Source organism: Streptomyces luteolifulvus, assembly GCF_008806595.1.
Classification (GTDB): domain Bacteria; phylum Actinomycetota; class Actinomycetes; order Streptomycetales; family Streptomycetaceae; genus Streptomyces; species Streptomyces luteolifulvus.
Map to the genome: position 1 here is coordinate 1 of NZ_VZRB01000078.1, position 7,836 is coordinate 7,836.

The following is a 7,836-nucleotide window of genomic DNA, read 5'->3' on the forward strand; positions in this document are numbered from 1 at the left end:
ACCGAACCCGCAGCCAACTCCCGTAACCCCTCGACAAGTTCGGCACGATCCGCACCCGCCACCACCGCACGATGCTCAAACACCACCCGCTCAGCAGCCAGCGAGAAAGCCACATCCTGTGCGGACAGCGACGGGTGCGCCTCCAGGTAGGACAGCAGGCGGTCGGCCTGGTCGCGTACGGCGGCCGGACTCCTGCCGGACAGCACCCAAGGGACGACGGGGAGGGCGACCTCGGCCGGATCGGCTTCCTGGGCTTCCTCGGCCGGGGCCTGTTCGACTATCACATGGGCGTTGGTGCCGCTCACACCGAAGGCGGAGACGCCCGCGCGGCGGGGGCGGCCGTCAGGCGTGGCGGGCCATTCGCGCGCCTCGGTCAGCAGCTCGACCGCACCCGCCTCCCAGTCCACATGACGGGACGGCTCGCCCACATGCAGCGTCCTGGGCAGCACACCATGACGCATCGCCTCGATCATCTTGATCACACCACCGACACCCGCCGCCGCGACAGAGTGACCGATGTTCGACTTCAGAGAGCCCAGGTAGAGCGGGCGCCCGGGGGGACGCCCCTGACCGTACGTGGCCAGCAGCGCATGTGCCTCGATCGGGTCGCCCAGACGCGTGCCGGTGCCGTGCGCCTCCACCGCGTCCACGTCACTCGTGGTCAGACCGGCGTCGGCCAGCGCGGCGCGGATCACCCGCTCCTGCGACGGCCCGTTCGGCGCCGTCAGACCATTGCTCGCCCCGTCCTGATTGACCGCCGTACCCCGAATGACCGCGAGGACACGATGGCCCTTCTTGCGGGCGTCCGACAGCTTCTCGACGACGAGCATGCCGACGCCCTCGGACCAGCCGGTGCCGTCCGCGTCGTCGGAGAACGACTTGCAGCGGCCGTCGGCGGCCAGGCCACGCTGGCGGGAGAAGTCCACGAAGCCGCTCGGCGAGCCGTTGACCGTCACCCCGCCGGCGAGGGCGAGCGTGGACTCGCCCGAGCGCAGCGACTGCACAGCCATGTGCAGGGCCACGAGGGAGGAGGAGCAGGCCGTGTCCACGGAGACGGCCGGGCCCTCGAAGCCGAAGGTGTACGCGATACGGCCCGAGGCCACGCTGGAGAGCTTGCTCGTCATGAGGTAGCCCTCGAGTTCCTCGGGGCCCTCGCGGTCGAGGTAGCTCTGCTCCACGAGCCCGGCGAACACGCCGGTGCGGCTGCCCTTGAGGGCCGCCGGGTCGAGGCCGGCGCTTTCGAGGGCCTCGTAGGCGGTCTCCAGCAGGACGCGCTGCTGCGGGTCCATGCCCAGGGCCTCGCGGGGCGAGATGCCGAAGAAGGACGCGTCGAACTCGGTGGCGCCGTCCAGGAAGCCGCCCTCACGGGTGTAGGACTTGCCTGGCTTGCCGGGCTCCGGGTCGTACAGGTCCTCGATGTCCCAGCCGCGGTCGGTGGGCCACGGGGTGATGCCGTCCACCCCGTCGGCGACGAGCTTCCACAGCTCGGCCGGAGTGGTCACCCCGCCCGGGTAGCGGCACGCCATGCCGACGACGGCGACGGGCTCGTCCTCTGCCGACTCCAGCTCGGTGATCCGCTGCTTGGCCTTGTGCAGATCGGCGGTCACCCATTTCAGGTACTCGACCAGCTTCTCCTCGTTGGTCTGTCCCTTGGCGGCGTCGGGGGTCTGCTGGGTCCGGTCGTTGGACTCAGTAGCCATGCTGGTTCGTTTCTCCTCGGTTTGGGCGGGGGCGCCGGTGCGGCGCCCCCGCCGAGGTTCAGTTCGCGGAACGGCCGAGCTGGTTGTCGATGAAGGCGAAGAGGTCGTCCGCCGAGGCAGACTCGATCGACTCGGCGACGTCGGCCACGTCGTCCTCGGGTGCGTCCGCCTCCGTGAGTCGCGCCAGGAGCGCCTGGAGCCGGGCGGCGACCCTGGAGCGGGTCTCCTCGTCGTCGGGGGCGTCGACGCCGAGCAGCGTCGCCTCCAGGCGGTCGAGCTCCTCCAGGGCGGGGGTTCCGCCCGGTCCGCGCTCCGCCTCCATACGGTCCAGGAGGTGGGAACCCAGTGCCTGGGGGTTCGGATGGTCGAAGACGAGCGTGGACGGCAGGCGCAGCCCGGTCTGGGCCATCAGCCGGTTCCGCAGGTCGACCGCGGTCAGCGAGTCGAAGCCGAGGTCCTGGAAGGCGCGGTCGGCAGCCACTTGGTGGGCTCCGGCATGGCCGAGTACGGCAGCGATCTCGCCGCGGACCAGGTCGAGCACGATCTGCTCGCGCTCCGGGCCGGGCAGTGCCGCCATCCGCGCCTGCAGCGGTGCGGCGCCGGTGGCCCCGCCGCCCGCCTCATCGGCGCTGTTGGCGGCGCCCCGACGGTCCGGCAGCGGGACCAGGCCGCGCAGCATCGCGGGCACCTGTCCGTGCGCCCGCAGGGCCGCGAGGTCCAGGGGCAGGGCGATGAGTTGGGCTTCCCCGTCGGTGAGCGCCGCATCCAGCAGCTGGAGGCCCTCCTTCGCAGGGATGAACCGGAACCCCTCCCTGGTGTAGCGCTTACGGCCGGCTTCGCCGAGACCGGCATTGAGTCCGCCTCCGATCTCGTCGGCGTCCCACAGGCCCCAGCCGATCGCGGTGGCCGCGAGGCCCTGCGCGTCGCGAAGTCCGGCCAGCGCGTCGACGAACGCGTTGGCGGCAGCGTAGTTGGCCTGGCCGGCACCGCCGGTGACGCCCACGCTGGACGAGAACAGCACGAAGGCGGACAGGTCCATGTCCTTCGTCAGTTCGTGCAGGTGCCAGGCCGCGTCCGCCTTGGGCCCGAGGACGGCGTCCACGCTCTGTGTGGTCAGGTCGGAGACGAGCGCGTTGTCGAGGACGCCCGCCGTGTGGACGACCGCGGTGAGGGGATGCTCGGCGGGTATGTCGTCCAGGACTGCCGCGAGTTGGGCGCGATCCCCTGCGTCCGCGGCCACCGTCCTGACCGTGGCGCCCGCCTCGGCGAGCTCCTTGACGAGGGCGTCGGCACCGGGCGCTGCGGCGCCTTCGCGGCTGAGCAACAGCAGGTGCCGTATGCCGTGCCCGGTCACCAGCCGGCGGGCCACCAGAGCGCCGAGTGCACCGGTGCCGCCGGTGATCAGAACGGTGCCCTCGGGGGCCCGGGCGACATCGGCGCCCTCGGTCCGGGCAGCGCCGGAAGCGCTGCGCCGCAGACGCGGCAGGCGGATCTCGGCGTTGCGGACGGCGGCCTGGGGCTCGTCGGCGGCGACGACCGCCGAGAACAGCGCGTCGAGGTCTTCGGGCGCGCCATCACCGCCCGGCTGGTGCTCCACGTCGACGAGGTAGATCCGGCCCGGCGCCTCCGCCTGCGCGGAGCGCAGCAGGCCCCGGACCCCGGCACCGGCCATGTCGGCGACTGCCCCGACTCCCGTGGTGACGGAACCGCGCGTGACGACGACCAGCGGAACCTCGCCGAGACGCTCGTCGGCCAGGTACTCCTGGACCACGGCAAGGGCCTCATGGACGCGCAGGTGCAGCGCGTCGACCACGTCGGCATCCGCCTCGGCGTGGACCCACATGCGCAAGGCGTCCACGGGGGCGCCCGCCGCGATGGCCACCGCCGCGTCGGCGAGGGTCGGATAGGTGGTTCCGCCGCCCTCGCCCGCTCCCAACTCGGCCCAGCGCAACGGGGTTTCGGCCGCAGGCAGGTCGGCGCTCGCCCACTCCGTGCGGTACAGCGGCAGCACCGCGCTGCCGACAGCGGTGAACCGGTCGTACGGTACGTCCTCGAAGACCATCCTGCCGACCGTGAGGACCGGCCCGCCGGCGGCGTCTGTGAGCTGGACCGCGAGGGTCCGCTCGTCCAGGGTCTGCCACCGCACGCGTACGGCCGTGGCGCCGCTCGCGTGCAGCCGCACGTCGTGCCATTCGGCGGGGACGAGGACGGTACCGGCGCGGGCCGGAGCGATCGCGTCGGCGACCTCCACCTCGTGGAGGGCCGCGTGCAGCAGCGCCGGGTGCAGTGCGTGGCGGACGGCGTCCGGCAACAACTCGTCGGCGAGTGTCACCTCCCTGCCACCGGCGCCGTCGACGTCCAGCTGCGGCAGGGGGGCGGCGGACAGGGTGCCTTCCGCGTACGTGGTCCAGTGGGCGCCCTCGTCGGCGGGACGGGCGTACACGGTGAAGGCACAAGTGCCCGGCTCGTCGGTGTCGACGAGCGCGACCTGGATCTCCGTCGAGGTGAGCCGGGAGAGCACTAGCGGGGTGTGCACCTTGAGCGAGGCCAGCGTGTTCAGGCTCAACTCGTCACCGGCGCGCACGACGAGGTCCACCAGCGCGGCGGGAGGCAGCACCGGGGTGTCCAGGACGGCGTACGCCTCCAGCCACGGGTGGGTCTCGCCCGAGACGCGGCCGCTGAACACCACCCCTTCGCCGCCCGCGAGTTCGACCTTGGAGGCGAGCAGCGGATGGCCCAGCGCGGACACGTCGGCGGGCTCGTGGCCCGTGGCGACGGCTGTGTGCTCCAGCCAGTAGCGCTCGCGCTGGAAGGCGTAGGTGGGCAGGGAGACGGAGCCGGCGGCGCCGAGGTGGGCCGACCAGTCGACCTCGACACCCGCGGCGAACGCCCGGCCGATGCCGGAGACCACCGTGACGGCCTCGTCGCGGTCGCGCCGCAGCAGGGGTACGGCGGTGGCGGCATCGGCAGTCTCCTGGGCCAGCGCGGTCAGGACGGCGTCCGGGCCGATCTCCAGATACGTGCTGACTCCGGCCGCCTCCAGCGACGCGATCGCGTCCGAGAAACGGACCGCGCCCCGCAGCTGTTCCACCCAGTAGTCCGCGGTGGTCAACTCCTCGGTGGCGAGGCGGCCGGTGAGGGTGGAGACCAGCGGGATACGGGGTTTGTCGAAGGTGACGGTGGACGCGATCTGCCGGAACTCGTCGAGAATGCCGTCCATGTGCGGGGAATGGAACGCGTGCGAGACAGTCAGCCGCGTCACCCGCGTTCCCTTGGCCCGCCAGTCCTCCATGACCTCCACGACAACGTTCTCGTCGCCGGAAATCACGGTGGCGCGCGGGCCGTTGACCGCCGCGACGGCGATGTGTTCCTCGCCGTGGGCCAGGAGGGACCCGCGTACCTCGTCCTCCGTGGCCTGGATCGCGGCCATCGCCCCACCGGACCGCGCGGCCTGCATCAGACGACCCCGGGCAGCCACCAGCCGCGCCGCATCCTCCAGCGAGAACACACCGGCCACATACGCGGCCGCCAGCTCCCCGATCGAGTGACCCGCCACAAAATCCGGGACGATCCCCCACGACCGAACCAGCCGGAACAGAGCCACCTCGACCGCGAACAACGCCGGCTGCGTGAACTCCGTACGATCCAGCCCCACCCCGTCCGCAATCACCTCCCGCAGCGCACGCGGCAGAAACACATCCAACACCGCCGCCACCTCATCAAAGGCCGCGGCAAACAAAGGGAACGCCTCATACAGCCCCAGGCCCATCCCCAGCCGTTGCGCGCCCTGCCCGGTGAACAGGAACGCCGTCCCACCCGAGGAACGCACACCTGAAGCCATCGAACCGGCCGCCACCTCACCCAATCCCTTGGCGAGTTCGGTCCGATCCGCACCCGTCACCACCGCACGATGCGCAAAGGCAACCCGTTCAGTAGCCAGCGAGAAAGCCACATCCTGCGCGGACAGCGACGGGTGGGCCTTCACGTGGGCCAGTAGCTTGGCGGCCTGGTCGCGCAGGGCCTGTTCGGTCTTGCCGGACAGCACCCAGGGGGTCACAGTCGGCTCGCGACGCAGAGCGGTCTTCTCCGCCGAGGCTCCAGCGGCCGCGGCCGCGGGAGCCTCTTCGATGACGACATGGGCGTTGGTGCCGCTGATACCGAAGGAGGAGACGCCGGCGCGGCGAGGTCGGCCGTCTGCCACGGGCCATTCCCGCGTCTCGCTCAGCAGCTCGACTGCGCCTGCCTCCCAGTCGACATGACGGGACGGCTCGCCCACATGCAGCGTCCTGGGCAGCACACCATGACGCATCGCCTCGATCATCTTGATCACGCCACCGACACCGGCCGCGGCCTGAGAGTGACCGATGTTCGACTTCAACGAGCCGAGGTACAGCGGCTTGTCGGCCGACCGGTCCCGGCCGTAGGTGGCCAGCAACGCCTGCGCCTCGATCGGGTCGCCCAGACGCGTGCCGGTGCCATGCGCTTCAACGGCGTCCACGTCACTCGTGGTGAGACCGGCGTTGGCCAGAGCCTGACGGATCACCCGCTCCTGCGACGGACCGTTGGGCGCCGTCAGACCATTGCTCGCCCCGTCCTGATTGACCGCCGTACCGCGAACGACCGCCAGGACACGATGGCCGTTCTTCCGGGCGTCCGACAGCCGCTCGACCAGGAGCAGACCAACACCCTCCGACCAGCCGGTGCCGTCCGCGTCGTCCGAGAATGCGCGGCAGCGGCCGTCGGTGGACAGTCCCCGCTGGCGGGAGAACTCCACGAAGGTGGTGGGCGTCGCCATGACCGTGACACCGCCGGCGAGGGCCAGGTCGCACTCGCCGTTGCGCAGCGCACTCGCGGCCATGTGCAAGGCCACCAGCGACGACGAGCAGGCCGTGTCCACGGTGATCGCCGGACCTTCGAAACCAAAGGTGTACGACAGACGGCCGGAGGCCACGCTGCCCGCGCTGCCCGCGGCGAGGTAGCCTTCCAGTTCCTCGGGGACGGACCCGGTGGTGGTGGCGTAGTCGTGGTACATCACGCCGGTGAACACGCCGGTGCGGCTGCCACGGAGTTCCGCCGGGACGACACCTGCGTTCTCCAGAGTCTCCCAGGCCGTCTCCAGCAGCAGGCGCTGCTGCGGGTCGGTCGCGAGGGCTTCGCGCGGCGACATGCCGAAGAACTCCGGGTCGAACAGGTCGGCGTCGTGCAGAAAGCCGCCCTCACGGACGTACGAGGTGCCCGCGTGGTCCGGATCCGGGTCGTACAGCTTCTCCATGTCCCAGCCACGGTTGGCCGGGAACTCGCTGACCGCGTCGACGCCGTTCACCACGAGGTTCCACAGGCCCTCGGGAGAGGACACCCCGCCCGGGTAACGGCACGCCATCCCCACAATCGCGATGGGCTCCAGGGAGGCTGAGTCCGCCGTGACGACGGCGGCCCTTGTGTCCTCCTCTTTGGTTTCGAAGCCGAACAGCTGGGAGGCCAGGTGCGAGGCAAGAACGGTGGAGTTGGGGTAGTCGAAGATCAGCGTGCTCGGCAGGCGCAGTCCGGTCGCGGTGTTGAGCTGGTTGCGCAGCTCGACGGCGGTCAGCGAGTCGAAGCCGAGGTCCTGGAAGGCACGTTCGGCGTCGATGGCGGACGGGTCGGAGTGGCCGAGAGCATGGGCGACCTGGGCGCGCACGAGGTCGATGAGGGCCTGGGCGCGCTGGGCCTCGGGCAGGGTGCCGAGGCGCTGGGCGAGCGAGGAGGGGCCATCGCCGTGTGCGTCGCTCGCGCGGCGCGGACCGGCTGGAACGAGCGCCCGGAACAGCGGGGTCGGCGGCTGCCGCCGTGCGCGAAGGGCAGCGGTGTCCATGCGGGTGACGGCCAGGACCGGCTCGGTTCCCGTCGTGGCCGTGTCGAACAGGTCCATTGCTTCGCCGGCGGCGAGCGGGAGCAGGCCGAGGCGCTTGATGCGCTGGAGGTCGGCCTCGCCGAGCTCGCCGCTGATGGTGCTGGTCCGGTCCCACAGGCCCCAGGCCAGGGAGACGGCGGGCAGTCCGAGGGCCGAACGGTACTGGGCCAGCGCGTCCAGATAGGTGTTGCCCGCCGCGTAGTTGGCCTGTCCCGCATTACCGATCAGACCCGCGATCGAGGAGTA

2 protein-coding genes are annotated in these 7,836 nt (G+C 71.3%); both read right to left on the reverse strand.

Annotated features, from left to right (window positions below; translation table 11 throughout):
* Positions 1 to 1,700, reverse strand: a 1,700-nt coding sequence (locus F7R91_RS41390; protein ID WP_191971892.1) for a type I polyketide synthase, incomplete at its 3' end; no start/stop codon positions are given.
* Between the two features lie 58 nt (positions 1,701 to 1,758).
* A partial coding sequence (locus tag F7R91_RS41395) for a type I polyketide synthase (RefSeq protein WP_150958993.1) occupies positions 1,759 to 7,836 on the reverse strand: 6,078 nt, incomplete at its 5' end.